We start from the raw sequence: 26,016 nt of genomic DNA, 5'->3' as shown, positions 1-26,016 counted from the left end.
CATGCCGGACACCACCAGCGTCAGCGCTCTCGGGGCGCCCGCCGAGCGCAGGGAAGGCCCCGCCAAGGTCACCGGGACCGCCCGGTACGCCGCCGAGCACACGCCCGACGGGTGCGCGTACGCCTGGCCGGTCCCCGCCACGGTGGCGCGCGGTGAGATCACCGCCCTCGACGACACGGCGGCCCTCGCCCTGCCCGGAGTCATCGACGTCCTCAGCCATCTGAACGCCCCGCGCCTGGTCGAACCGGAGGACGCCACCCTCGCGGTGTTGCAGGACACGCGGGTGCCCCACCGCGGCTGGTACGTCGCCTTGGTGGTCGCCGAGACGCTGGAGGCGGCCCGTGAGGGTGCCGCCGCCGTCGAGGTCACCTACGCCGAGGAGCCCCACGACGTCACCCTGACCGCCGACCACGCCGACGCGTACGTGCCCGAGGACACCGACGGCACCTCGGGCGAGCACGTCCGCGGTGACGCCGAGGAGGCGTTCTCCGCCGCGCCCGCCCAGGTCGATGTCGTCTACCGCGTACCGCCGCTGCACAACCACCCCATGGAGCCGCACGCGGCGACCGCGTCCTGGGAGGACGGGCGGCTGACGGTGTACGACTCCAGCCAGGGGGCGACCACCGTGCGCGATGTCCTCGCGGACATGTTCGCGCTGCCCAAGGAGCGGATCACGGTCGTCTCCGAACATGTCGGCGGCGGCTTCGGTTCCAAGGGCACACCTCGGCCCCATGTCGTGCTCGCCGCCATGGCCGCCCGCATGACCGGGCGGCCCGTCAAACTCGCCCTGCCCCGGCGGCAGTTGGCGACCGTGGTGGGGCACCGCTCGCCGACGCTCCAGCGGGTGCGGCTGGGCGCGCGGCCGGACGGCACGCTGGTCTCCGTGATCCATGAGGTGGCCTCGCACACCTCGCGCGTCAAGGAGTTCGTGGAGACCGCGGCGGCCGCCACGCGCGTGATGTACCCCTCGCCGCACGCCCGCACCACGCACCGGGTCGTACCGCTCGACGTGCCGAGCCCCTCGTGGATGCGAGCACCCGGTGAGGCACCGGGCATGTATGCGCTGGAGTCGGCGATGGACGAGCTGGCCGAGCGCCTCGGCATCGACCCCGTCGAGCTGCGGCTGCGCAACGACACCCGTACGGAACCCGACAGCTCCAAGCCCTTCAGCAGCCGTCACCTCGCCGAGTGCATGCGGGAAGGGGCCCGTCGTTTCGGCTGGTCGGCGCGTGACCCGCGGCCCCGCTCGCGTGCCGAGGGACCCGTCCTGATCGGCAGTGGCGTCGCCGCCGCGACCTATCCCGTGCTCGCCGCGCCGTCCCGCGCGAGCGCGCACGCCTACCCGGACGGCAGCTTCCTGGTGCGCGTCAACGCCACCGACATCGGTACGGGCGCGCGCACCGTGCTCGCGCAGGTCGCCGCGGACGCGCTCGGCGTTCCGGTGGAGCGGGTGCGGGCCGACGTCGGCAGCAGCGACCTGCCGAACGCGCCGCTGGCGGGTGGTTCCTCCGGCACGGCCTCTTGGGGCTGGGCCGTCCACGAGGCCTGTAAGCGGCTGGCCGAGCGCCTCTCGGGGCAGCAGGGGCAGCAGCTGCCGCCGGAGGGTGTGGGCGCGACGGCAGACACGGCGGGTACGGCGGACGCGGAGAGCGAGTACGCGCGGCACGCGTTCGGCGCACACTTCGCCGAGGTGGGTGTCGACATGGTGACCGGCGAGGTACGTGTGCGCCGCCTGCTGGGTGTCTACGCCGCCGGGCGCATCCTCAACGCCCGTACGGCGCGCTCGCAGTTCGTCGGCGCGATGACCATGGGGCTGGGGATGGCGCTCACCGAACACAGCACGCTGGACAAGGCCTTCGGCGACTTCGCGGAGTCCGACCTCGCCTCCTACCACGTACCGGTCCACGCGGACGTGCCCGCGATCGAGGCGCACTGGGTCGAGGAGGAGGACCCCCACCTGAACCCGATGGGCAGCAAGGGGATCGGGGAGATCGGCATCGTGGGGACGGCCGCCGCCATCGGCAACGCGGTGCACCATGCGACGGGCGTACGCCTGCGCGAGCTGCCGCTCACGCCGGACCGGGTGCTCGCGGCCGCCGCGGACACCCCGTAGACCGGCCGCGCGGCGCTACGGTTTAGGCGGTGGCTCCGGCCCGGCTCCGACGGGTCCAGGCCAGCAGTTCCTCCGCCGTCCAGGTCGTCACGACGCGCTCGGCGGGGACCCCGCACTCCTCGGCCCGCGCGCACCCGAACACCTGCCAGTCCAACTGGCCGGGGGCGTGCGCGTCGGTGTCCACGGAGAAGAGGACCCCCGCGTCCACGGCGCGGCGCAGCAGCCTGCGCGGGGGGTCCAGGCGCTCGGGACGGCTGTTGATCTCCACGGCGGTGTCCGCAGCCGCACACGCGGCGAACACCTCGTCGGCGTCGAACTGCGACTCGGGCCTGCCGCGTCCGGTGACGAGCCGGCCGGTGCAGTGGCCGAGGATGTCGGCGCGGGGGTTGCTGACGGCGGCGACCATGCGGCGGGTCATCGCGGCGGCGTCCATGCGCAGCTTGGAGTGCACCGACACGACGACCACGTCGAGACGGTCGAGCAGTTCCGGTTCCTGGTCGAGGGAGCCGTCGTCGAGGATGTCGCACTCGATGCCGGTGAGCAGCCGGAAGGGCGCCCAGCGGGTGTTGAGGTCGGCCACCACGTCGAGTTGCTCGCGCAGCCGCTCCGAGGAGAGTCCGCGGGCGATGGTGAGCCTGGGCGAGTGGTCGGTGAGCACCGCCCACTCGTGGCCGAGGGCCTGTGCGGCCCGGCCCATCTCCTCGATCGGGCTGCCGCCGTCGGACCAGTCGGAGTGCAGGTGGCAGTCGCCGCGCAGCAGGGCCCGCAGCTCGGCGCCGCCTTCGGCGAGCGGGTCGCCCGCCTCGCCTTCGAGCCGTTCGAGATAGCCGGGCACCCCGCCGGCGAGCGCCTCGCGGATGACACCGGCGGTCTTGGGCCCGACTCCCTTGAGGGACTCCAGCGTTCCGTCGGCGGCGCGCCGTGCGGTCTCTCCGTCGGGCAGGGCCCCGATCACCGCGGCCGCGGTGCGGAAGGCCCGCACCCGGTAGGTCGGGGCGCGGCCGCGCTCCAGCAGAAAGGCGATCCGTTCCAGCGCCTCCACGGGCTCCATCGGCACCTCCGGCCGCCGGTCTCCTTCGGCGGCGTACGCGTGCTACCAGCGTCGCCCATGACGGGCCGCGCGGCACGGCGAGCGGGCCGCGCGGCCCGTCATAGGGGGAAGCGCGTACGCCTGGAAGGCTGCTCTCAGGCGGTGGGCTCTTGCGGCTCCGGGTCGTCGGTGGGCGAGGTCTCGGCCTCGGCCGAGCCGCGTCGGCCGGTGCCCGCCTCGTCCGTGTCGGGCACGTCGTCGTCCGCGTCCTCGGGCGCGTTGCCCGTGGTGGACGTCTTCTCGTCGGCCTCCCAGGGGTCGGGCTCGTCGGAGGCCTGCTGGTCCGGCAGGTCCCTGGGCACGGGTTTGCCGTCCTGGCCCGGCGACGGGGGGTTCCGCTCGTCCATGGGGTCCATGGGTGGTGCTCCGTTTCCTCGGTGTTCTCTGTTCTCTGTGCCCGGGGCGGGCCCCGGTGGGTGCGGCGGGGCCTACTCGACGAGCACGTCGCGTACGGCGGGGTCGGCGCCGCGGCCTTGTTCGGGGCCCGGCGGCGTGAGGACGGGCGCGCGGGTGTGGTCAAGCGGCATGGGACACGCGTTCCCTGGCGGGACGCCGTCCAATCCGGGCATCCGGCAACCGGGCGCAACCCCCCTTGACCAGGTGGGTCGCCCGGCCGGCGGCGCGTGCCCGCCGCCGACTGCGTCCACGGCTGTGGTGCGGGCGGGTCACGCGGCGTGGGCGTGCTCGGCGTCGTCGTACCCGGCGTCGGCCTCCGCGCGGACGCGGGCGCAGCTGCGGCTGATGAGGCGCGAGACGTGCATCTGCGAGATGCCCAGTTCCTCGGCGATCCGGCTCTGCGTCATGTCCTCGAAGAAGCGCAGGTACAGGATGGTCCGCTCGCGCTCGGGCAGCTGCCGCAGGCCCGCCTTGGCGGCCTCGCGGTCGGTGATGCAGTCGTACGCGGGGTCGGGCGCCCCGAGGGTGTCGGCGAGGCTGAAGCCGTCGGGGTCGGCGGAGGAGATCTCGGCGTCCAGCGACAGGGCGCTGTACCCCTCCATGGCCTCCATGCCGTCCTTCACCTCGTCCTCGGTGAGCCCCGCGTGCTCGGCGATCTCGGTGATGCTGGGCTCGGGGCCGCTGCCGGGCCGGTCGAGCAGTTCCCGGCGCGCGACGCGGACCTTGTTCCGCAGCTCCTGGACGCGCCGGGGCACGCGCACGTCCCACATGCGGTCGCGGAAGTGGCGCCGCAGTTCACCGGTGATGGTGGGCACGGCGTAGCTCTCGAAGGCGCCGCGGCCGGGCTCGTACCGGTTGACCGCCTTGACCAGGCCCATCGCGGCGACCTGCTGGAGGTCCTCGAGGCTCTCCCCCTTGTTGCGGAAGCGGCCGGCGATGCGGTGCGCCATGGGCAGCCACGCCTCGACGATTTGCTCGCAGAGGAGTTCACGCTCGGGGCCGTCATCGAGGGCGGCGAGGCGGGCGAAGTCCGCCGCGGTGTCGGGTGCGTCGTTGTGGGGGTGCCGGGTCGACGAACGACGACGGGCGGAGTATGCAGTCAGGTCGGTAAGCATCAGAAAATCGCTCCTCAACGGTGCCGCCAACAGGAACCGCGGGAAACGGAGGCGCCCCGTGACAGGCATCCACCGGGCAGCGACACACCGCTCCCGCGAACGCGCCTCCGGTCCGAAGCACGTTTTCCGCCTGCCCTCCGAACCTGGGGCCAAACAGCCTTTCCCGCAAAGCGTCTCGGGCTTCGCTGCGGCGGCTCGGGCGTTGGCCGAACGGCTCGGCGCGGACGATACGTGCGCGCGTTCAAGGCGTCGTCCGTAACGGTGAACGAGGGAATGACGTGGCGTTTTCGGGGCACACGCGGCCGGTGGGTGAAGCGTCGGAACGGCACATGGACGCAGGCCTCACCGACCGGCCGCATTGGGGTGCGGCCGGTCGGACTCCCTCTCTCCCCTGATGCTCCCCCGCGGTCACGCCGTGGCGGCGGGCACCTCGGCGTCCAACTGGTCCAGCAGATCGGCCGGGTTGGCGTACACGGCCGAGGCACCGGCCTCCTCCAGGTCGCCGCGCGGAATTCCTCCCGAGAGCAGCGCGATGCTCCGTACGCCCGCGCGGGACGCGGCCCGCATGTCCCAGACGGTGTCACCGATGAACAGCGCCTCGTCCGGGCCGCACCCGGCGATGTCCAGGGCGTGCCGCACCGCGTCGGGGGCCGGTTTCCCCGAGGACACGTCGTCGGCGCTCGCGATGCCGGCGATCACGTCGTCCGCGTCGATGGCCCGGCGCAGCGCGCCCAGTTCCCCGCCGCCCGCCGAGGTCGCGAGGACGACGCGCCACCCGCGCCCGTGGAAGGCGTGCAGCAGGTCGCGGGCGCCCTCCAGCGCGGGCAGCCGGTCGAAGTACGTGGCGTACAGGGTGCTGTGGGCGGCGCTGATCTCGTCGTCGAGGCCGCGGTCGCGTTCGTCGCCGAGGAGGTGGGCGATGAGGTCGCTCGAGCCGAGGCCGATGGCACGGTGGATGTCGTGCATCGCGACGTCCTCACCGGCTTGGCGGAACGCCTCCCACCACGTGGTCACATGCAGGTGGTTGGTGTCGGCGAGGGTTCCGTCGACGTCGAACAGCGCGGCACGCGCCATGGTTTCACACCGGTCCCTTCTGGGGGCGTCGGTCGGCGGGGGCAGGGGGGCGGGTCAGCGTACGTCCGTGATGACGAAGCCGCTGCGGGGCCTGGTGGGCACCCGGTGCAGCGGTATCCGCAGATCCTGTTCGGCTACGCGGTAGTCGAGCCGGGCGAGGCGCGGAAGCAGGGTGGTCAGCACGGCCAGGGTGACGTCCTCGCCCGGGCAGCGATGGCCCGCTGAGGCGTCGCCGCCGCCCTGCGGGACGAGTTCGTCACGGCCCGGCTCACGGCCGTGGAACCGCTCGGGGTCGAACCGGTACGGCGCCTTCCACAGCCCCGGGTCGTGGTTCTGCCCGTACAGGTCGAGCAGGATCATGGAACCTTCGGCGATGTGCTCCCCCTGCCACTCCAGGTCGCTCGGGGCGAGGCCGGCGACGAACGGCGCGAACGGGTAGAAGCGCCGCACCTCATGGGCGAACGCCCGGGCGTATCCGTCGCCCTCGGCGGCCAGCCGCTCGCGCAGGGCCGGGTGCCGGTGCAGCGCGTGCGCGCCGAAGACCGTGAACCACGTGACGGCGACGGTCGGGCGCAGCACGTTGAGGACCTCGACAGCGGCCGTACGAGGGTCCAGCAGCCGCCCGTCGGCCTCGCGGTGGGCGGCCACGGCCTCGACCACGGACGGCGCGTCCGAGGGCTCGTGGCCGGCCGAGCGGACCTCCTCGATCAGGCGGGCGAGCCGTTCCTCCTGCCGCTTGCGGGCGCTCCGCGCCTTCCAGTGGCGGGGACCCGCGGTGGCGAAGCCGTCGACCATGGCCACGAGGTCCTGCGCGGTCTGCCGCGCCGCGTCGTCCGGGTGCTGGTCACTCGGGTGCCGGTCGCTCGGGTGCCGGTCGCTCGGGTGCCCGGTGAGGGGGACGCCCGCCCACGCGCAGACGGCACGGGTGAGCAGGAGGCTCACGTCGTCGAAGAGCGTCACCTGGGAGCGCCCGGCCCACTCCTTGGCGGCCCGCTCCCATTCTTCGGCGACCCGCTCCGCCAACACGGTGACCGCGGTCGCGTCCTTGAGTGCCGAGACGAACATCGCCTTGCGCCGGCGGTGCTCCTCCCCGTCGAGGGTGTGCACCGCGCCCTTGCCGAAGAGTGTGCTGAGGATGGGTTCGGGCAGGGCCGTGCGACGGCGTACGTGGTTCTCGTCGTAGAAGAAGGAGACGGCCTGCGGACCGCGCAGCGCGATGGCGGGCTTGCCCATCAGGCGGGTGCGCACGGGCCCCGGCCCCTTGCGGCGGGTGAGGTCGGGGAGCCACGCGTAGCCCTGGGCGAGGAGCGGCAGCGTGTGGTCCAGCATGAGGTCCTCCTGGTGGAAAAGGGGCGCGGGCCGTCGGCATGCGGAGGTGGTGGCCCTCTGACGATCCTGGCCGAACCAGGACCCGCGCGCATGTCTCCGGCCGACGCGTGGTGCGGTCGGTGTGGTCCGCCGGTCGCCCTCGGGTGATCCAGGGGTGATCGGCGGATCACCATGATCGTGTGCCCCGAGGACACCCTGACAAATCTGCCCTTTCGGGACCTGATGGACCGTTCGCGGTCAGCGAGGGAAGAGGTGGGGCGGGCAGGGCGGGCAGGGCAGGCAGGACAGGTGTACGGCTCCGGTAATCTGGATCTTTTCCCGCAGGAGGAGTTGCGTCAGTGGAGTTCCGGCTGCTCGGAGCGGTGTCCGTGGCCACTGAGGCCGGCGTGTTGCCGCTCGGCCCCGCCAAGCGGCGCAGCCTGCTCGCCGCGCTGTTGCTGCGGCCCAACCACCCCGTTCCCGTGGATCAGTTGACGGCCGCGCTGTGGGACCAGGAACCGCCGGCGCGCTCTCGTGGCGTCATCCAGGGGCATGTGTCACGGCTGCGGGTGCTGCTCGCCGGTGCCGAGGCCGACATGTACGGCGTGGAGCTGGTCACTCAGGGCACGGCGTACGTCCTGCGGATGCCGGAGTCGCTGCTCGACGCCCACCGCTTCGAGGAACTGGTGACGCTGGCGCGCGGTCAGCGGGCGCCCGCCGACGCCGTGGCCATGTATCAGGAGGCGCTGTCGCTGTGGCAGGGGCCCGCGCTGACCGGGGCGTATCCGAGTCAGTCGCTCCAGGCCGCCGCCCAGGCTCTGGAGGAACTGCGGCTGGCGTCGGTGGAGTCGCTGGCCGGGGCCTACGGGCGCATGGGCGAGCACGCACGGGCCGCCGCCGTGCTGCGGGCCGAGGCCGGCGCCCATCCGCTGCGCGAATCGCTGTCGGCCGCGCTGATGAGGGCGCTCCAGCGGGCGGGGCGGCGGACCGAGGCACTCGACTGGTTCCACCGCACCCGGCGGCTGCTCGCCGACGAGCTGGGGGTCGACCCCGGCCGGGAGCTGGCCGACGCCTACGCGCTCGCACTGCGCGGGGCCGAAGAAGTCGGAGAGGACGAGGCCGAGGAGGCCGGCGCGGGCGGGAACGGGAACAGGAGGGGGCTCAACGTCAGGCGCGGGCATGACGCGGTGGACGGCTCCACGGTGGCGGCTCCCCCGGTGGCTGCCGCGCCGGCCGCGGTCTCCGCCACCATCGACCTGCTGCCACGTATGCCCCGCGGTTTCCACGGGCGGGCCCGGGAGCTGACCGCGCTGTCCCGCGCCGCCGCCGGTGAGGCGCCCGTCTGCCTGGTGACCGGGCCCGCGGGCGTCGGCAAGACGGCGCTGGTGACGCACTGGGCACACCGCAACCGCGACCGGTTTCCCGGCGGCCTGCTCTACGCCGACCTGCGCGGCTTCAGCGAGACCGGCGAACCGGCCCTGCTGGAGGTGCTGCGGGAGTTCCTGCTCGCCCTGGGGGTCGCGCCGCGCCGGATACCGGAGTCGACGGGCGCCGCGTCCGCGCTGTTCCGCTCCCTGTGCGCCGCACGGCAGTTGCTCGTCGTCCTCGACAACGCCCGGGCATCCGAGCAGGTCAGGGAGTTGCTGCCGGGCGGCGCCCGCTGCGTGACCGTCGTGACGAGCCGGTACCGGCTGCGCGGCCTGATCGCCTCCGACGCCGCGCGCCCCGTACCCGTCGACGTCCTCGAACCGGAGGACAGCACCGCCCTGCTCGCCGCGGTGCTCGGCACGGAGCGGGTGCTCGCGGAGGAGGTGGCAGCGCGGCGGCTCGCCGAGCTGTGCGGTGGGCTGCCGCTCGCCCTGCGGGTGGCCGCCGCGCGGCTCGCCGACCAGCCGGAGGCACAGCTGAGCGCGATGTGCGCCGAACTGTCCGACGAGTCGCGCCGGTTGTGCCTCCTCGACGTGGAGGACACGAGCGTGCGCGCCGCACTGCGGCTCACGGTGCGCCGTCTGCCGGCCGACGCCGCACGGCAGTTCGCCCACCTCGGGCGCCATCCGGGCAGGTACGTCGACCGGTACGCGGCGGCCGCCCTCGCCGACACCGATCCGGCGACCGCCGAGGCCGCGCTCGACAGGCTCACCGCCGCGCACCTCGTCGTGCGGGCCGGTCCTGACCGCTGGACGCTGCACGATCTCGTACGGCTGTACGCGCACGACTTGGACGCCGGGGCGGAGGCCCTGCCGCGCGTGCTCGACCAATTGGTGGCGACCGCGCTGGCCGCCGCCGACGCGGCCGAGCCCGGCGACGAGTCCTGCTTCGCCCTGCCCGCGGACTTCCGCGCGCCGCGGGCCACGCGGGAGTTCGCCGACCGTGACCAGGCCATGGCCTGGTACGAGGCCGAGCGCGACGACCTGACGCTGGCGGCCGCCGCCGCGGACTCCGCGGGGCTGCACGGCAGGACGTGGCGGATCATCCTCGGGATGTGGCCGCAGATCGTATGGCGGGTGCGGGACGGGTGGACTCCCCTGCTCCGGACGGCGTTGGAGGCGGCGCGCGCCGACGGTGATCCGCGCGCGGAGTCGCGGGTCCTGGCGCTGCTGGGGTGGGTGCTGACCGAGGAGGGCCGCGTCGACGAGGCGCTCGTCCATCTGGAGGCCGCGCCGGTACTAGCGGCACGGGCGTGCGACACGCGCGGCGAGGCGACCGCGCTCATCAATCTGTCCCTCGCTCAGGCGGCGCTCGGCAGCCCGGACGAGGCGGCCGAGGGGTGCGCGCTCGCGGCGGAGCTGGCGCACAGCGTCGGCGACCGGCATACCGAACGCCTCGCGCTCTGCCACCTGGCCCGGCATCGGCTGGACTGCAGGGAGTGGCAGGCGGCCCACGAGACGGCCGTCGCCGCGCTGGACCTCGAAGGCCCCGCGGAGGCGTCGGTGGCGGCCCGGGTGCTGTTGCTCACGGCGATCGGCGAGGCGCTGCTGGGGATGGGCGACGAGAGGGAGGGCATCCGCCGCCTGGAGAACGCGGCCCTGGAGGCGGAGACGTGCGGTTACGACGACGGCGCGGTACGGGCCCTCGGCGCGCTGCTCCGTGTCTCGGCGGACGCGGGGCTCCAGGCGCGGTACGACACGGCGATGGTACGGCTGATGTCCCGCACGTGACGGGTCGCGGCGAGGTTTGCTCGCAGGGGGGACTGGAGCGGGGCCGGCCCCGGGGTGCTGGGGCGTGACCTCGGCTGTGCGGTACTGCCCCGGGGGTGCGGGCGGCGCGGGGGCTGCCCGTGCCCTCGGCCGCACGGCGTGCTCTGCGGCTCGGTCGCGCGGCGTGCCCTGTCGCTCGGTCGGTCGGCGTGCCCTGTCGCTCGGTCGCGCGGCGTGCCCGTGGGTCGGTCGCACGGCATGCACTGCGGCTCGGTCGCGGGGCGGGCCGGGCCCTGCCGCTCGGTCGGTCGGCGTGCCCTGCCGCTCGGTCGCGCGGCGTGCCCGTGGGTCGGTCGCGCGGCGTGCCCGTGGATCGGTCGGCTGGCGTGCCCTGTCGCTCGGTCGGCCGGCGTGCCCGTGGGTCGGCTGAGCCGACCGGGGCCGTACGCCGACGTCCGCCGCGAGGGGAGCTTGCGCCGACGCTCAGCAGTGCGGCGTGCCCCGGCGTCCGGGGGTGCCGCTCGTCACGCCTCGTGCGAGCCGCGGGTGGCGTTCTCGGTGAGTCGGCGGTGCACCTCGCGGGTCTGTTCGGCCAGGTCGCGGGCCCTCGCCTCGGCCGCGTCGGCACGGGCGTTGAGGCGGGCGATGTCCTCCTCGATGACCTTCAGCGCCAGCTCGGCCGCGGCCTCCGCCTCCCGAGGGGGCAGGTCCTCGGGGAGTTCCGCCAGCGCGCTCCTGACCGCGGGGATGCCGCCGCGGTCGTGGATCTCTTTCCAGAACTCGTGGTCCATGGCGTCATCCTGACCGATCGGCCGCCCCCGGCGCGAGGCGGCGTCGCCCCGGGGCCGGGTCAGGAGGCCGGCTCCGCGGGCACGCTCACGCGGGGCGGGGTGCTGAAGTCGAGGACGTCCTGGGCCGTCTGCTGGGTCTCCTCCGCGGCCTTGCGAGCCGTGGCGAGAACGTCGCCGTGCTCCTGGACGAGGGTTTCATAGATCGGCGCCTGGGCGGTGTCATTGGCCGGCATGACCTGCGACTCCTTGTTCGATGACGGTGTGGTTCGGGTCGGCCGTGGGTGGCCGACCCGCGACCTTACGCGAACTCGGTGCGTGATGGGCACCCGCCCCCGATCATGAGTTCGGGCCTTGTGACCACTTTCACAGGACGAAAGGTGCCGGTCAGGAGCATCAGGCGTCCTTGTCCGGGCCGAAGACGACGACGAAAAGGAGTTGTCTGGCGGTCGCAGTCGGCGCGGACCGAATGGCGGGGCGGCGTAGGGGATGCCCGCTCGCGGGCCCGCTCCAGGGCGTCCGGTTCCGGCAAGCCCCGGAGCCCTGGTCGGCGGTCAGGGACACGTTCAGCCCCGGTCCGCCCGCGCCCCAGCCGGGCTATCACCCCGCGATGGCCGGGCTGCTCGCGGACGCGGGAGAGCCGGGCGAGGACTGCCTGACCGTCAACGTGTGGACGCCCGAGCCGGGCCGGACCGGGGGCGGCTGCCCGTCATGGTCTGGGTCCACGGCGGCGCGTTCCGCAACGGAGCCGGTTCCCTGCCCACGTACGACGGCACGCGGCTGGCCGCCGACGGCGTCGTGTGCGTCACTCTCAACTACCGCCTGGGCGCCGAAGGCTTCCTGCTGCTGCCCGACGGCACCGCCAACCTCGGTCTCCTGGACCAGATCGCGGCGCTGGAGTGGGTGCGGGACAACATCGCCGGGTTCGGCGGCGACCCGGACAACGTCACCGTCTTCGGGCGGTCCGCGGGCGCCATCAGCGTCACGGCGCTCATGACCATGCCGCGGGCGCGCGGGCTGTTCCGCCGCGCGATCACGCAGAGCGGTGCCGGGCACCACAGCCACCCGGAGAGCGTCGCGCGTCGCGTCACCGAGCGGCTGGCCGCCCTCGCCGGGGTCGAGCCGACGCGCGAGGGACTGGCGGCCGTACCGCCCGAGCGGCTCGTCGCCGCCGACAGCGCGCTCGGCCAGGAGATCGCGCGGGCCGAGGACCCCGCTCTGTGGGGCGAGTCGGCGGGCGGCGGCACCACCGTGCTGCCCGTGGTCGACGGCGCCACCTTGCCCGAGCGGCCGATCGACGCCCTCGCCGGCGGGGCCGGCCGGGACATCGACCTCCTCACGGGCACGACCACCGAGGAGTTCCGTCTCTTCCTCGTCCCGTTGGGCATCGCGCCGCACATCACGGACGGGGTGCTGGACGGCTTCCTCGCCGGGTTCGGGCTCGACCCCGCCGAGGCCCGCGCCGCCTACTTGGGCCGCGCACCCGGGGGCATCGCGTGGCGTTCGCCCGTCCTGGACGGCGCGCTGGGCGCCTGTCACCTGGCGGACGTCGGTTTCGTCTTCGGCAACCTCTCCGACCCGCTCCTCGGCGCCGACGCCCCGCGCGACCTCTCCCTGCGCATGCGCGAGGCGTGGATCTCGTTCGCCCGGACCGGGCGGCCCGGCACCCCGGGCGGTGTCCTGCCGCCGTGGCCGGCGTACGGCGAGCGGCGGTCCGTCATGCGGCTGGGCGATGGCGCGCCCGTCGTACAGGAGGACCCCGCGGCCGACACGCGCCGGCTCTGGGAGACCCTGCGCCGCCCCCTGTCCGGGAAGTGAGCCGTCCCCTGCCCGGAAAGCAGGGGGCGCCCTGAAGGCTCCGCACACGAAGGCTCCGCACGCGCGCGTGAGGTCCGGCCCCGGCCGGGTACCCGTGACGGGACATCAGGAGGAGTCCATGCCACTCACGTTCCGCAAGAGTTTCCGGATACTTCCCGGGGTGCGCCTGAACATCAACAAGCGCTCCTGGTCCCTCACCACGGGCGGCCGCCACGGGCCCCGGCGGACCCACAGCAGCACGGGGCGCCGCACGACCTCGATGGACCTGCCCGGCCCCTTCGGCTGGCGCCGTACGACGCGGCGGGGCGGACGTACCCGAAGCACCCGCCTCTGACACCTTTCCCGCTTTCACCCCGTCGGGTGCGGGCCCGAGGGCACGCCGGGGCAGTCTTTCGGCCCCTGGGGCTGCCCTGACGCTCCTGGTGCGGGTACCGCGCGCCCTGTATTCAGAAGGAAAACCGGAATACGCCGTCAGATGGGGCACACATGCACGACCGCGACAGGGCGAGGACGACCGGCGCCGATACGAGCCGGGCGCCGGCCCGGCAGCCCGCCGCACCACGGGCCGCTCCGGAAGGCCTCGCGGCGCTGCAGGCGGCCGCCGGGAACGAGGCCGTGGTGCAGATGCTGCGCCAGTCCGGGCACCTGCCCCCGGAGGAGCACCAGCACGGTGCCGGCTGCGGGCACGAGCAGCCCGCGGTGCAGCGTTCCGCCGTCCATGACGTGCTGCGTGCCCCTGGACGTCCCTTGGACGAAGCCACCCGTAGCGACATGGAGGCCCGGCTCGGCGCCGACTTCTCCGACGTACGGGTCCACAGCGGTCCGGCCGCCCGGTCCTCCGCGGCCGAGGTGGGGGCACGGGCGTACACCTCGGGCAGCCACGTCGTGATGGGAGAGGGCGGCTCGGACCGGCACACCCTCGCCCATGAACTCGTCCATGTGATCCAGCAGCGCCAGGGTCCCGTCGCCGGGACCGACAACGGGAGCGGTCTGAAGGTCTCCGATCCCGCCGACCGGTTCGAACGGGAGGCCGAGGCAACCGCGCGGCGCGTGATGGCGGGGCCCGCGGCCGGGGCGTACGACGCGGGGCCGGGCCCGGGCGCACGGGCGGTGGCCGGTGAACCCGCCGCCGTGCAGCGGATCGTCAAGGTCACCCCCGGCATGTATATGCGGGGAGTGGACGCCACCGAAGAGACACTCGCCGCCCCTCAGCTCATGCGGTATCTGGCGATGGCCGTGCAGGACGAGGTGAACCGCGCCCAGAACCTCAGTCCCCAGGGCACGTTCCAGGCGCGGTTCAAGGCGATCATGCGGGGGCTGAGGTCCGCCACGCCTGATGTGCGGGAGGCCCTGCGGCTGACCACCGCGCTCGTCGGCGAGGTGAACACCTTGCTGGAGAATCAGCAGACTTACGTCTCCGACTACAACCCGCCGGGCCACCCGGACGGGCCCGGCGCCTTGGTCCCGGTGCCGAACGCGGACACCCGGTACGCGACGGAGCCGGACACCGAGGGCACGGGTTACTACCACACGTCCCTCTCCGGCAAGACGGAGCCGTACTGGGGAGACGACGACACGATGCGGGAGAAGACCGGCCAGTCGCTGGGTCCGCTCGTGGGGGGAGCGCCGCAGGAGCAGCCGAGGCTGCAGAGCCACCCCCGGGGCGGGGCGAACCTCCCCCTGACGCGGCTCACGCTGAGGCAGGCCGTCGACATGCTGCCGCGCCCGCTGCTCAACCTCATCTTCGACGTGCGCTACCAGTTGGAGGCACCGGACGCGGGCCAACAGCAGCCGGTGATCGACGAGCGGACCGGGACGCAGAAGGCGGCCCGCGACAAGAGCCCCAACCAGCCCGGCACGCTGCGCAGTTGGCACCAGGACGACTACGGCAGGCTTCCCGACAACCAGTTCGACCCCGCGGCCGTCCCCGCGCACGCCCAGCCGCTGCACGCCCACTACACCGCCCACTCGCAGTCCGGCGCGGGTTCCTCCGTCCAGAACGCGGCCACGGCCCCTCGCGGCTTCGCCGAGTACACCGGGACGGGAAGCGACTGGGAGCACAACGTCAAGGTGGTGCTGGACTACATCAACAAGCGCGTCTACCTCACCCTGACGCACTACCAGTACTGGGCGCTGATCCCGCCCGAGCGCGGGAACGGGCCGTACACGTTCTGGCAGGGCCCGGGCCAGGACCTGGAAGCCGCCCAGGCACAGCTCCAGCAGCAGCCGCGCGGCGCAACCGGAACGATGATGAGCCCCTGGCTGGAGATCATCATGTCCTGACCGGGGCGGGTACGCCGGGGCTTCGGCGTGTGCTTCCTCCGCCGGACGAAGCCGAGTAATGGCATGCACACGTCACACAACGTGCCGCTCGTTCGTGGTCGGTGAGAGTCGCTCCCGCCCGGGGAAACAAGGGCGCGACCCCCTTCCACTTCCGTCCCGCGCCGGGATACCTCTGGTGGGAGGAAGCCGGCCCGCCCCCCGCAGGAAACGAGGCACACCATGAACGACACCCTCGCCGCCCAGCCCTCAGCCTCCGGTTGGTACGTGGACGAACGCTGCACGAACTGCGACGTCGCCAGGCAGCTCGCGCCCGACCTGATCCACGAGGTCGACGGCCGATCCGAACTGCTCCGCCAACCGCGCGACGCGGCGGAGGAACGCCGGGTGCGGGCCGCCGCGTTCGCCTGCCACACCCGCTCCATCCGGCCCGCCACCGGCCGGCTGGACGACCAGTGGGACCCCTACCCCCTGCCTGTCGACGGCACCGACGAGGCCGGCGCGGCCGTTCTGTTCTGCGGGCACAACTCCACCCGTACCGCGGGCGCCAACTCCTATCTCCTGCGCCGCCCTTCGGGGAACCTGTTGATGGTCGACACCCCCCGCTGGAGCGAGACGCTGGCCGCCCGGTACGAGCGGATCGGCACCGTCACCGACGTACTGCTCACCCACCGCGACCACGCCGCCCACGGCCGCCGCTACGCCGACCGCTTCGCGGCGCGGCTGTGGATTCACGAGGGAGACCTGGACGCCGCGCCCGACGCCGACCGTGTCCTGCGCGCCACCGACAGCGTCGAGGTCGGCGACGGGGTCCTGGCCCATCCGCTGCCCGGCCACACGGCGGGCAGCGTCCTGTACGTCGCCGACGAGCGGTACTGCTTCAGCGGCGACAGCTTCTACTGGTCGCGCGCGACGGGCGACATCGAGGTGGCAGAGAGCGTCACCTGGTACTCCATCGAGGTGCTGGCCGCCTCGTTGGCCCGCACGGCCGAACGGCTCCGCTTCGAGTGGCTGCTGCCCGGACACGGCGACCGCAAGCACCTGCCCGCCACCGAAATGGCGGACCGCATGCGCGCGTTGACCGCTCGGACGGCGACGCTGCGGCCCCGGCCGGTGGACTTCACGGCCATCCGCTGGTGACCTTCGGGCGCGGACACGATGGGCCGCGCCCGGGCGGCGTGAACATGCGGCGGGCGTCACTCCTGTCTAGCGTCGTCGCATGAAGACACATCCGCAGCGCTACGAGATTCTGCTGGTTCCCGAGTTCGGCGGGGACGGCAGGGCCACCGGCGACACCCGTGGAGCCCTGCGCTCGGCCATCGTGGTGGCCACCGGCGAGACCGGGGCCTCCGGCTACCCCCGGTACGTGGGGGACGGCATGGAGGCCGACATCGACCCCGTGACGCGCTCCGTGGAGGCCCTGCTCGTCGACGGGGCCGAGCTGGACTACGGGCTCTCGGCACGGGTCGCGGCGGCCGAGGACGGCTGAGCCGGCCGGAGCGGGACAGGTGACACGCGCGGGCCCGTACCACGGCTCAGCCGTGGCACGGGCCCGCGCGTACCGGCTCCGGTCACTCGGTGGCTTCCGCCTCCACCGGCTTGGGGATGAGGAAGGACGTCGCGAAGGCCGCCGCGATGAGCGCGACCCCGGCGATCATGCCTGCCGTGTACCCGGCGGGCGAGGTCTTGTCGGCGGGTTCGGCGGCGGTCTGCACCGCGTACAGGACGGCGAAGCTGAGGCCGGCGCCGAGGTTGAAGGCGCCCGCGTTCAGACCGGGCAGGAAGCCCGGGTTCTCCTTCGGGGAGAGCACGATGCCGAGGCCGTTGAGGACGATGTTGCCGACGCCCGCGTAGGTGACGCCGATGAGGATCGACGCGGCCAGGAGCAGCAGCCGCGAGTCGGCGTGCAGCGTGAACAGCATCAGGGCGACCGTCACGGCCGAGCCGATGAGACCGAGCCGCAGGATGCGCCCGTATCCGTACGTGGCGGCCAGGCGCCCGGCGATCGGGCCCATGGCGAGACCCGCGAGGGCGTACGGCGTCAGGGTCCACCAGGCGGACTGCTCGGCGCTCATGCCGAAGCCGGCCTGGGCGTCCTGCGCGAAGGCGGGGATCATGCCGTTCATCACGGCGAAGACGCCCGTCATAGTGAGGACGGTGGTGAGCAGCAGCGCCCACGTGGAGCGCTGGCGCAGGTGGCGGGTGGCGACCAGCGGGTGGCTGCTGCGGTCCTCGGTGCGCCAGAACAGGGCGAAGGCGAGGGCCGAGACGACGAACAGGCCCGCGACCAGCGGCCAGTTCGCGGCGCCCAGCTTGCCCGCTTCGTTGAGGGCGATGAGGGCCGCGCCGACCGAGACGACCAGGAGGGCGACGCCGGGCCAGTCCATACGGGTGTCGGCGGTGTCGGCGGCCTTGGACTCGGGGGTGAGGGTGGCGACCAGGACCGCGGCGACGGCGGCCACGCCGGCCATCGACCAGAACACCGACTGGAAGCCGTGGTGGTCGGCGAGGTAGCCGCCGGCCAGGGAGTCGACGCCCGCGATGCCGCCGTTGACGGCGGTGATGACGCCGAGGAGGGTGCCGTACTTCTTCGGCTCGTGCACCTCGTGGCGCAGCATGATCAGGCAGAGCGGCACGGTCGGGCCGGAGACGCCCTGGATGACGCGGCCCGCGAAGAGCATGGGGACGCTCTCGGCGAGAGCGGCGACGACACAGCCGACGACCATGAGCGCGAGCATCCCGGCGAGCACCTTGCGGCGTCCGACGAGGTCGCCGAGGCGCGGCAGGAAGAGCGAGAAGAGCGCGGCGGAGGTGAAGAAGGCCGTCTGGGTCAGGCCGACCTCCGCGGAGGTCGCCCCGAGGGAGTCCTCGATGTTCTTCAGGGCGGGGCTGAGCATGCTCGCGTTGAGCTGGAAGGCGAAGCACGCGGCGAGGAGCGCGGTGACCAGGACGCCGATGCGCACGGGGCGGGACCCGCGGGCGCCGCCGGGGGCCGCGGCGGACGGTTCGGTGAAGGAGGCGTTCATGCGGGGACGTCACCGATCCGGACGTCACCGATCCGCTGGAGCGCGTCCACGACGAGGTCCCAGAAGCGCTGGTGGTCGAGGTCGACGGCGACCTGGGTGTGGCAGTCCTCGGGGGCGGGGGCGCGGAGGTCCGTGACGGTCATGCCGAGGGTGAGGGTGCCGGTCAGCTCGATGTCGACCGGGGCCTTGCGGACCGTCATGACGTCGGGGTCGATGACGTACGCGACCGCGCACGGGTCGTGGACCGGCGGGGCCGCGAAACCCTGGGCCTCCAGATACATGGCGCCGAAGAAGTCGAGGAGTTCGCTCACGAAGACGGCGGGTCCGGTGCCCACCTTCGCGATCCGCTCGAGGACGTCGGGGGTGGCGAGCGCCTGGTGGGTCAGGTCGAGGCCGACCATGGTGACGGGCCACGGCTCGTTGAAGACGATGTGCGCGGCCTCGGGGTCGGTCTTGATGTTGAACTCGGCGACGGGGCTCCAGTTGCCCGTGTGGTAGCCGCCGCCCATCAGGACGACCTCGCGGACGCGCTCGACAATGCGGGGCTCCTTGCGGGCGGCCATGGCGATGTTGGTCAGACCGGCGGTGGGGACGAGGGTGATCTCACCGGGGTCGTGGGCCATGACCGTGTCGATGATCAGGTCGACGGCGTGGCGCTCGTCCAGGGCGAGAGTGGGCTCGGGCATGACGGGGCCGTCGATGCCGCTCTCGCCGTGGATCTCGGGCGCCGTCTCGATGGTGCGCACCAGGGGGCGGGAGCAGCCGGCCGCGAAGGGGACACCGGTGATGTTCGCGATGCGGGCCACCGAGAGGGCGTTGCGGGTGACCTTCTCCAGGGTCTGGTTGCCCACCACGGTGGTGACGGCGACCAGCTCCACATCCGGATTGCCGTGCGCCAGGAGCATGGCGATCGCGTCGTCATGTCCCGGGTCGCAGTCCAGGATGATCTTTCGGGGCATCGCGGAACCTCTTTGTTCGGCTGAGCCGCCGCCTCTGCGGGGCGCCGACTCGGGAAAACGTTCTCCGAAGACTGTGTGCACAGGGCCGGATTATGTCAATGGCCGAAACCACACCGTGGCAAACGCGCCCGGAACGGACAGGGACCGACAGACTCCGTACCGGTGTCAACTGGCGGAAATCGTTGCGAAAAACGGGCCTGGTCACGGTCTGGTCGTCACGAACCGAGGGTCTGGTTGTGACGAACACCCGCTGATAACGTTTGCCGAAATCTGGCGGCTGGTCGAAGGGACGGGCACGGCGTGGCCGACGTAACGCTGAGGGACGTGGCCCGGGCCTCCGGCTGCTCCGTCGCCACCGTCTCCCGGGTCCTCGCCGGTACGCGGCCCGTCGGCGCGGAGACCGCCCGCAGGGTCCGCGAGGCCGCCGACGCGCTCGGCTACCGCCCCAACCACGCGGCCCGGGCGCTGCGCGGCCGCCGCTCAGGCACGGTCGGCCTGGTCCTGCCGCAGATCACGAACCCCTTCTATCCCGCACTGGTGCGCGAGTTGACGCACGCCCTGCACGCCGACGGCCGGGCCGTGCTGCTCGCCGACTGCGACGACGACCCGGTGGCCGAGGCGGAGTACGTGGCGGACCTGCTGAGCCGGCGGGTCGACGCGCTGCTGGTGATCCCGGCGGACGAGGACCGCAGCCGGGAGGCGGTGGCCGCGGCGGCCGCGCGGGTGCCGCTGGTCCTGATGGACCGCGGCTGCGGCCCCGGCGTCGCGGACTCCGTCGCGGTCGACAACACCGCGGGCATGGCCCTCGTCCTCGGTCATCTGGCCGCCGCGGGGCGCCGCCGCGTCTGCTTCCTCGGGGCGGCGGGGACGGCGTCGGCCGCCGCCGAGCGGCGCGGCGCCTACGCGGCCGGGGCGGGCACGCTCGATCCCGGCGCTCCGGAGCGGGTGGCTCTCGGCGACTTCTCCGTGGAGTGGGGCCGGGCCGCCGTCGACGAGGTGTGGCCCGCCCGCCCCGACGCCCTCGTCTGCGCCAACGACCTCATCGCGATCGGGGCGCTCCAGCGGCTCCAGCAGCTCGGCGTGGCGGTGCCCGGCGAGGTCGCCGTCACCGGCTTCGACGACATCCCGATGGCGGCGCTCTCCGCGCCGGGCGTCACGACGGTCCGCCAGCCGGTGGCCGAACTGGCCGCCGAGGCGGCACACCTCCTGACCCTGCGCCTGTCCGGCGAGACGGGCGGCCCCCAGCGGTCGATACGGCTGGCCCCCACCTTGGTCGTACGCGACTCCAGCCCACGGAGCCGCCTGGCGGGGCCTCGCGGGGCCGAGCGGGAAGGGACACGGGTCACGTAGGGGCGCTCACCGCCCGGTGGCCGATGAAGCGGCGGCTCCGTCACACCCCGGGCAGGGAGCACGTACGTACGGCGGGGACAGCGGGTACGACGGCCGGTCACCCCGCCCGCACCCTCGTCAGCGCGAAACCCGCCACGTGAGGGTGTCGCTGAGCAGCGGTTTCAGTTCCGGGTCGCGGACCGCGGCCGTCCCGTCCGTGGCGTGGACGGAGAGCGTGTGCGTGCGGCCGTCGGCCGGGACGCCGAGCGCGCGGGGGCTGACCGTCGTGTCGTCCCTGGCCTGCTTGGCCTCGCGGCCGTCGACGGACCAGCGCAGTCGGATGCCGTCCGCCGCCTCCACGGTGACCTTCGCGTCGCGGCGCACCACGCGGTCCGTGGAGGTGAGGGGGGTGACGACGGACGCGTGCCGGTGGAAGCCGGCGATCATGGCCTCGCGGCCGGGCAGGTTGAACTCGCGGCCGAGCGTGCGCATGATCGAGTTCGTGGTGGGCCGGTAAAGGCCGCGCGGGTGGTAGCCGCCGCCCTCGTACGCGCCGACCGTGCCGCCGTCCGGCGAGGTCCGGCCGATCCACCGGTACCACTTCTTCTTCAGCGCGGTGAGCCGGTCGGCCGTGAGCTTGCTGCTGTTCGACTCCCACGGCTCGGCGCCGGTGTAGGTGCCGTACTCGTCGTACCAGTACTCGTCGGCCAGCTTGCCCAGCGAGTGGCCGGTCTCGTGGACGAGCACCTGGTCGGAGTGGGCATGGTCGGAGGAGGCGGTGGCGATGCCGTCGTAGCCGGACGGGGAGGTGATGTCGTTGTAGCCCGCGCCGCCGTACTTGGCGGAGTTGGCGAGGACGATCACGAGGTCGGGGTCCGCGGCCTTCTTCGCGTACGACTCGACCTTGTTGGTGTCGACGCACAGCAGCCGCTCGATGCCGTCGCAGTAGAAGGCCGAGCCGAGGGCGGTGTCCTTCACGGTCCCGTTCGCCGGGTCGCCGGAGACGCCGGACTGCCGCGAGACCGCGTCCACGGCCCAGACGTTGAAGAGGCTCTTGTACGAGGCGTACGGCTCGACGGCGGAGACCTTCGCCCACTTGGCGCGCACGTCGGCGTGGAAGTCCTCCTGCTGGGAGGCGGTGTAGCCGTCGCCGATGAAGACGACGTCGAGTTTGGTGCCGGTCGGTCCGGTCTGCACGATCGGGACGACGTCTCCGTCCGCCTTGATCGTGGCGCGCTCCTTCGCGGAGAGCGGCTCGGCGGCGGGGACCTCGGCGTGCCGGGGATGGGCGCCGGGGCCGGTGAAGTACTCGACGCGCTGAGCCTGCGGCGACTGCCGCTGCTCGGGGTCGGGCGGGGCGGCCACGCCCGTAACGGATGCTGCCGTGCCGACTGGTGCCGTAGCGGCCGGTGCCGTGGCGGCGCATACCGCCGTGAGGGCGATTCCGGTGGCGAGAGCGGCGCGCAGCGGTACGCGTCTGCTCCGGCCGGGTATTCGGTGCGTGGGGGGCATCGGCATCCTTCCGAAGTCCGGGATATAAATGGCGAGTTAAACGCGGTTAAGCGCGGCTCAACGTAGAGGCTCCTGGGCATCCAGGCAATGGGTATGCCGCAAGTCGCCGGGCGCGGAGCGACCGGAACAGTGATGCAGGGGGAGGCCACGGTGGCACAGGACAGTTCCGCGGGCGTACGGCACGACGACCCAACCGAGATCGGGCGGCGCGTGCAGCGGCTGCGCGCCGAACGTGGCTTGACTCAGCGCCAGTTGGCCGAGCCCGCCTACACACCCGCGTACGTCTCCACGCTCGAATCGGGCAAGGTGCGCCCCTCGGAGGCCGCGCTGCGGCATCTCGCGCAGCGTCTCGGTGTGAGTTACGAGGAGCTGGCCACCGGCCGCCCCGCCGAACTCGCCGCCGGATTGCGCCTGCGGCTCACCGACGCCCGGCGCGCCCTCGCCACCGGGGCTCCCGAGGACGCGGCCACACTCTTCCGCGCCCTGCACGAGGAAGCCGTCGCGTACGCGCTCCCCGAGGAGCGGACGGCCGCGCTGCTCGGCCTCGGCGACTGCCTGCTGGAATCGGGTGAACTGACCGGCGCCCGGGACTGTTTCGCCGCCGTCGAGCGGCTGCTCGCCGACGAGCCGCTGCCCCGCCGGGTCCCGGCCATCCGGGGCCGCGCCACCGCCCATCTGCTCACCGGCGAACTGCGGTACGCCTGTTACCTCCTGGAGAGCACCCTCGACGAACTGAACGCCGCAGGGCTGCACGACCCGGACGCGCTGCTGCTCCTCTACACGGCGTCGATCGCGCCCTACATGGACATGGGCGCGCACGCGCGGGCCGCGCACGCCGCCGAGCTGGCCCTCGCGCTCGCCCCGCGCGTCAGCGATCCCGCGCTGGTCGCCGGCATGCACCGCGGGGTGGCCCGCACGCTCATCGCCGAGGGCCGCATCGCCGAGGCCGACGCGTCGCTCGCCAAGGCCCAGGAGCTCTACCGCCAGCTGCACATCCGCACCGAACTGGCGCACTGCCACTGGATGCGGGGCTATGTGCACGCCCAGGACGGCGACTTGGAGCAGGCCGAGAGCGAGCTGCGCACGGCCCGCTCCATCCTCGCCTCGAAGCGGGCCGCGCTCTTCACCGAGCAGGTCGAGGTGGAGCTGGCGGATGTGCTGCGGCGGCGCGGCAAGGCCGCGGAGGCCGAGGCGCTGCTCCGTCCGCTGCTGGCCTCCGGGGCGGTACGGGACGGCGCCGGCGAGGGCGCGGGAACGGGGGCGCTAGGAGCCGGGCGAGGCGCGGTGCACGCGGGCGGGGCGCACCGCCTGCTCGGGCTGATCGCCGAGGAGCGGGGCGACACCGAGGCCGCCGAGGAGCACTATTGCGCGGCGCTGTCCCTGCTCGAACGGTCCAGCGCGGCGGGCGACTTGGCTGATCTGTGCCGCCTGCTGGGGGATCTGCTGCGCCGTACCGGGCGGGTGGAGGCGGCGATGGACGCGTACCGCACGGGTCTCGGGCACCGGGCCGCGCCGGGCACGACGACCCTGGGCCCGGCGCCCGCCACGCCCCCGATGTGAGGCCGCGCCCGACCGCCCTGACCCTGCCCTTTCGCACGCTCCTGCATCGAAGGATGTACCCGCATTTCATCCGCGGCTACGACCCCCGTGATCGCCGCGGCGCCGACCATGGTGAGTACACCACCCGGTGCGACCTGCGACGACGTGGCGGGTGGCACGCGAGGAAGTCGGAAGTGAGCCAGAGGTGAGACAGAGATGCGTCCCGTGACCGGCCTTCGCCCCGGACCCTCGGCCCCGCTTCCCGGGACGCTGCGGCGCGCCCTGGGCGGCGGGCTCCTCATGGGGGTGGCGCTGGGCGTGGGCACCGAGTCGGGGCCGGTCATCGCCGACGCCGTCGGGGCGAGCGGGTTCGTGGCACGGCTGATACCCGCCGCGGCGGTCAGCGCGCTGGCCGTCCCGCTCGTCGTCCTCGCGCTGCGCCGCCGCGGCGGCTCGCTCCGGGACCTCGGGTTCGGCGGAACCGGCGCGAACCTGCGGGCGCTGCTCATCGGCGTGGGAGTGACCGGCGCGGCGGCGGCGCTCGTGCTGGGTGCGGGGACCGCCGCCGGGCTGCTCCACTGGTCCCGCCCCGACCTCGGGACGCTCGCCGGGTACGTGGTGGCGAACGGCGTGGTCGCACTCCTCCTGGAGGCTCTCCCCGAGGAGACGACCCTGCGCGGCTACGTCTGGACGGCGCTGCGCGAACGGTTCGGCGGCGCGGCGTCCGCGCTCGGCACCACGGCCGTGTTCCTGGTCGTGCCGGGTGTCTCGACGCTGGCGGGGGCGGCGACCGCGCGCCTCCTCGGCCGGGAGGCGGGGCCCGTCGGAGCGGCGCCCGGCGGGCAGGAGCCGGTCGGCTATCTGGTGCTGCTGACAGTGTTCGGATTCATGCTGGTGATGGCCCGCACGGCCGTCCGGCGTGCCCCGTTGTGCGTCTCCATCGGCGCCCATCTGGCGTTCCTGACCGTCAACCGCGTCGTGTACGAGGGAGATCGGCGCGGCGCCGGCTGGCACGCGGACGTGTCGTCGCCGGACGTCGAACTCCTCGTACCGGCCTACCTGCTGGTGGCCACCGTGGGCTTCGCGGTGTGGCGGCTCGTGGCGCGGCGGCACGGCGGCCCGTCAGGGGAGAGCTTCGGCCAATGTGGCGACGTGGAGGCAGGCAGCCGGGGCGGCTCATGGACGGCGGGGCCCGCGGTGGCGCACCATGGCGGGCAGAGCGGCTCGGCGTCGCCCGGCAGGCCACGTCGGTTCAGGCCGACGCCTGGAAGGGAGCGGCCCCTTGACCCCCTCAGCGCCTCCGCCGAAACCCCCGGGGGAGCCCCCGCCGGACCCCCCGTCGAAACCTCCGCCGCGGCCCTCGACCGCCTACCGGACCCTCCCGTCCACCGCCGAGGTCGTGATCATCGGCGGCGGGGTGATGGGGACGAGCATCGCCTTCCATCTCGCCGAGGCCGGCGTACGTGACATCGTCGTCGTCGAGCGCGGCGCGCTCGGCGGCGGCAGTTCGGGCAAGCCGATCGGCGGGGTGCGGGCGCAGTTCTCCGATCCCCTCAACATCGAGCTGGGGCAGCGGAGTCTGCGCGCCTTCGCGGAGTTCCCGCGCCGCCCCGGCGCCCGCATCGGCCTCGACACCGTCGGCTATCTCTTCCTGCTGACCGACCCGCGGCAGGTGACGGAGTTCGAGGACGGCGTGCGCAGCCAGCACAAGCTCGGCGTCCCCAGCCGCATGATCGGTCCCGAAGAGGCCCGGGCCCTCTGCCCCTACGTCCGCACCGACGGCCTCCTCGCCGCCGCCCACTCCCCCGCCGACGGCCACGCCCGGCCCGCCCTCGTCGTCCAGGGGTACGCGCGCGCCGCCGCCCTCGCCGGAGCCGTTTTCGCCCCGCACACCACGGTCACCGGCATCGATGTGGCCGGTGACCGCGTCACCGTCGTGCACACCGACCAGGGACCGGTCTCGTGCGGCGCGGTCGTGTGCGCGGCGGGCGCCTGGTCGGCCCGGGTCGGGGCCATGGCGGGCGTCGAGCTGCCCGTGCGCCCGCTGAAGCGGCAACTCGCCTTCACCGTCCCGCTCAGGCCCGCCGCGCCCCGCATCCCGGTCACGATCGACTTCGCCTCCTCGGCGTACTTCCACAACAGCGACGACGGGCTGCTCCTCGGCCTCGCCGACCCCCGGCAGCCGGAGGGCTTCGACACGACCTGGACGCCGCAGTGGCTCGACCTGTTCCGCGCGGCCCTGCGGCTGCGGGCGCCCGCCGTCGCCCGCATGGAGACGTGCCGAGGCTGGGCGGGACTGTACGAGGTCACGCCGGACCACAACGCGCTGCTCGGCCGCTCCACCGCCGTGCCCAACTTCCTGTACGCCACCGGTTTCTCCGGGCACGGCTTCCTCCAGGCGCCCGCCGTGGGGGAGATCGTCCGCGATCTGCACCTCGGGCGGCGCCCGTGCGTGGACGTCGCCCCGCTCGACGCGGACCGCTTCCGCACCGGGTACACGACCCGGCCGGAAGCCCACGTGGTGTGACAGTC

General features: G+C 73.6%; 21 protein-coding genes and 1 pseudogene. 12 read left to right on the top strand and 10 right to left on the bottom strand.

Annotated features, from left to right (window positions below):
• Nucleotide 1: 1 nt before the first annotated feature.
• Nucleotides 2-2,113: a xanthine dehydrogenase family protein molybdopterin-binding subunit gene (locus J2N69_RS35175; protein WP_230904344.1), complete on the top strand. Its 2,112-nt coding sequence runs from the start codon at nucleotides 2-4 to the stop codon at nucleotides 2,111-2,113.
• 22 nt (nucleotides 2,114-2,135) lie between these two features.
• Here J2N69_RS35175 and J2N69_RS35170 read toward each other — a convergent pair whose 3' ends face one another.
• The 5 genes from J2N69_RS35170 to J2N69_RS35150 all read right to left on the bottom strand — a co-directional run bounded on the left by J2N69_RS35170 (nucleotide 2,136) and on the right by J2N69_RS35150 (nucleotide 7,117).
• Complete coding sequence (locus tag J2N69_RS35170; RefSeq protein WP_230905008.1) at nucleotides 2,136-3,164, bottom strand: PHP domain-containing protein; 1,029 nt, start codon at nucleotides 3,162-3,164, stop codon at nucleotides 2,136-2,138.
• Between the two features lie 134 nt (nucleotides 3,165-3,298).
• Entirely contained in the window at nucleotides 3,299-3,559 is a 261-nt protein-coding gene (locus J2N69_RS35165) for a hypothetical protein (protein WP_330166849.1), read from the bottom strand.
• A gap of 309 nt (nucleotides 3,560-3,868) precedes the next feature.
• Nucleotides 3,869-4,714, bottom strand: a complete 846-nt coding sequence (locus J2N69_RS35160; RefSeq protein ID WP_230904343.1) for a SigB/SigF/SigG family RNA polymerase sigma factor — start codon at nucleotides 4,712-4,714, stop codon at nucleotides 3,869-3,871.
• A 408-nt stretch (nucleotides 4,715-5,122) separates the two neighbouring features.
• On the bottom strand, nucleotides 5,123-5,788 hold the full coding sequence (locus J2N69_RS35155; protein WP_230904342.1) for an HAD family hydrolase: 666 nt from the start codon (nucleotides 5,786-5,788) through the stop codon (nucleotides 5,123-5,125).
• A 54-nt stretch (nucleotides 5,789-5,842) separates the two neighbouring features.
• Nucleotides 5,843-7,117: a cytochrome P450 gene (locus tag J2N69_RS35150; RefSeq protein ID WP_230904341.1), complete on the bottom strand. Its 1,275-nt coding sequence runs from the start codon at nucleotides 7,115-7,117 to the stop codon at nucleotides 5,843-5,845.
• A 338-nt stretch (nucleotides 7,118-7,455) separates the two neighbouring features.
• Between J2N69_RS35150 and J2N69_RS35145 the strand changes: the two genes are divergently transcribed.
• A complete protein-coding gene (locus J2N69_RS35145; protein ID WP_230904340.1) occupies nucleotides 7,456-10,254 on the top strand; it encodes an AfsR/SARP family transcriptional regulator in 2,799 nt (932 codons plus the stop codon).
• Between the two features lie 503 nt (nucleotides 10,255-10,757).
• Here J2N69_RS35145 and J2N69_RS35140 read toward each other — a convergent pair.
• Together J2N69_RS35140 and J2N69_RS35135 are read right to left on the bottom strand one after the other, a co-directional pair.
• Nucleotides 10,758-11,024, bottom strand: a complete 267-nt coding sequence (locus tag J2N69_RS35140) for a hypothetical protein (protein WP_230904339.1) — start codon at nucleotides 11,022-11,024, stop codon at nucleotides 10,758-10,760.
• 59 nt (nucleotides 11,025-11,083) lie between these two features.
• Nucleotides 11,084-11,257 (bottom strand): hypothetical protein, encoded by a 174-nt coding sequence (locus J2N69_RS35135; RefSeq protein ID WP_167515814.1) that lies wholly within the window; start codon nucleotides 11,255-11,257, stop codon nucleotides 11,084-11,086.
• 233 nt (nucleotides 11,258-11,490) lie between these two features.
• Here J2N69_RS35135 and J2N69_RS36780 point away from each other — a divergent pair.
• The 6 genes and pseudogenes from J2N69_RS36780 to J2N69_RS35105 all read left to right on the top strand — a co-directional run.
• Nucleotides 11,491-11,646 (top strand): annotated as a pseudogene (locus J2N69_RS36780) (hypothetical protein); the annotation flags it as partial.
• 44 nt (nucleotides 11,647-11,690) lie between these two features.
• A complete protein-coding gene (locus J2N69_RS36460) occupies nucleotides 11,691-12,839 on the top strand; it encodes a carboxylesterase/lipase family protein (protein WP_269075654.1) in 1,149 nt (382 codons plus the stop codon).
• Between the two features lie 118 nt (nucleotides 12,840-12,957).
• Entirely contained in the window at nucleotides 12,958-13,173 is a 216-nt protein-coding gene (locus tag J2N69_RS35120; protein ID WP_230904338.1) for a DUF4236 domain-containing protein, read from the top strand.
• Nucleotides 13,174-13,325: 152 nt separating this feature from the next.
• Nucleotides 13,326-15,122 carry an eCIS core domain-containing protein gene (locus tag J2N69_RS35115; RefSeq protein ID WP_230904337.1) on the top strand — a complete coding sequence of 599 codons (1,797 nt, stop codon included), beginning with the start codon at nucleotides 13,326-13,328 and terminating at the stop codon, nucleotides 15,120-15,122.
• A 219-nt stretch (nucleotides 15,123-15,341) separates the two neighbouring features.
• Nucleotides 15,342-16,259: an MBL fold metallo-hydrolase gene (locus J2N69_RS35110; protein ID WP_230904336.1), complete on the top strand. Its 918-nt coding sequence runs from the start codon at nucleotides 15,342-15,344 to the stop codon at nucleotides 16,257-16,259.
• Between the two features lie 79 nt (nucleotides 16,260-16,338).
• Nucleotides 16,339-16,608: a hypothetical protein gene (locus J2N69_RS35105; protein ID WP_230904335.1), complete on the top strand. Its 270-nt coding sequence runs from the start codon at nucleotides 16,339-16,341 to the stop codon at nucleotides 16,606-16,608.
• 82 nt (nucleotides 16,609-16,690) lie between these two features.
• On the opposite strand, the gene uriT is transcribed toward J2N69_RS35105, so the two are convergent.
• On the bottom strand, nucleotides 16,691-18,145 hold the full coding sequence (uriT, locus tag J2N69_RS35100; protein WP_230904334.1) for a uridine transporter UriT: 1,455 nt from the start codon (nucleotides 18,143-18,145) through the stop codon (nucleotides 16,691-16,693).
• A complete protein-coding gene (gene uriH / locus J2N69_RS35095) occupies nucleotides 18,142-19,104 on the bottom strand; it encodes a uridine-preferring nucleoside hydrolase UriH (RefSeq protein WP_230904333.1) in 963 nt (320 codons plus the stop codon). Before uriH ends, uriT begins: the two co-directional genes overlap by 4 nt.
• A gap of 300 nt (nucleotides 19,105-19,404) precedes the next feature.
• Between uriH and J2N69_RS35090 the strand changes: the two genes are divergently transcribed.
• Nucleotides 19,405-20,454 (top strand): LacI family DNA-binding transcriptional regulator, encoded by a 1,050-nt coding sequence (locus J2N69_RS35090; RefSeq protein WP_230904332.1) that lies wholly within the window; start codon nucleotides 19,405-19,407, stop codon nucleotides 20,452-20,454.
• Nucleotides 20,455-20,571: 117 nt separating this feature from the next.
• Here the strand turns inward: J2N69_RS35090 and J2N69_RS35085 are convergent, their stop codons facing one another.
• Nucleotides 20,572-21,945, bottom strand: a complete 1,374-nt coding sequence (locus J2N69_RS35085; RefSeq protein ID WP_408056858.1) for a M64 family metallopeptidase — start codon at nucleotides 21,943-21,945, stop codon at nucleotides 20,572-20,574.
• Between the two features lie 132 nt (nucleotides 21,946-22,077).
• Here J2N69_RS35085 and J2N69_RS35080 point away from each other — a divergent pair, with 132 nt between their 5' ends.
• From J2N69_RS35080 to J2N69_RS35070, 3 genes are all read left to right on the top strand, one after another.
• The gene (locus J2N69_RS35080; RefSeq protein WP_230904330.1) at nucleotides 22,078-23,505 is read left to right on the top strand and encodes a helix-turn-helix domain-containing protein; all 1,428 of its coding nucleotides are present in this window, start codon (nucleotides 22,078-22,080) and stop codon (nucleotides 23,503-23,505) included.
• A 204-nt stretch (nucleotides 23,506-23,709) separates the two neighbouring features.
• Complete coding sequence (locus tag J2N69_RS35075; RefSeq protein WP_230904329.1) at nucleotides 23,710-24,951, top strand: CPBP family glutamic-type intramembrane protease; 1,242 nt, start codon at nucleotides 23,710-23,712, stop codon at nucleotides 24,949-24,951.
• On the top strand, nucleotides 24,905-26,011 hold the full coding sequence (locus J2N69_RS35070; protein WP_230904328.1) for an NAD(P)/FAD-dependent oxidoreductase: 1,107 nt from the start codon (nucleotides 24,905-24,907) through the stop codon (nucleotides 26,009-26,011). The genes J2N69_RS35075 and J2N69_RS35070 overlap by 47 nt, the downstream gene beginning before the upstream one ends.
• The last annotated feature ends 5 nt before the right edge of the window (nucleotides 26,012-26,016 follow it).

The organism is Streptomyces huasconensis, assembly GCF_021028635.1.
Classification (GTDB): domain Bacteria; phylum Actinomycetota; class Actinomycetes; order Streptomycetales; family Streptomycetaceae; genus Streptomyces; species Streptomyces huasconensis.
The sequence above is the reverse complement of the archived record's forward strand: the minus strand, read 5'-3'. Positions and strand labels throughout refer to the sequence as shown.